We start from the raw sequence: 302 nt of genomic DNA on the forward strand, positions 1-302 counted from the left end.
TTTACACTGAATTAAAAACATCAGAGGACGGTTTAACGGATGAAGAAGCTGAAAAGCGTCTTGAAGAGTATGGGCTTAACCAGATAGAGGAAGTTAAGAAGAAGCCCCTGATCTACAATTTTCTGGCCAATCTGTACCAGCTTCTGGCACTGCTTCTCTGGGCAGCCAGCATACTTGCCTTCATAAGTGGAACGCCTCAGCTCGGCTTTGCAATAATTTCCGTTATTATAATAAATGCTGTTTTTAGTTTCTGGCAGGAGTACGAGGCTGAGAAAGCTGTAGAAGCCCTTAAAAAGATCCTT

1 protein-coding gene is annotated in these 302 nt (G+C 42.7%); it reads left to right on the forward strand.

The window, feature by feature from the left end; all coding sequences use genetic code 11:
- Positions 1-302 (forward strand): cation-transporting P-type ATPase (locus K6T82_RS24125; RefSeq protein WP_255596621.1); only part of this gene is annotated, 302 nt, incomplete at both ends.

The organism is Flavobacterium potami (assembly GCF_020026915.1).
Taxonomy (GTDB): Bacteria; Bacteroidota; Bacteroidia; order Flavobacteriales; family Flavobacteriaceae; genus Flavobacterium; species Flavobacterium potami.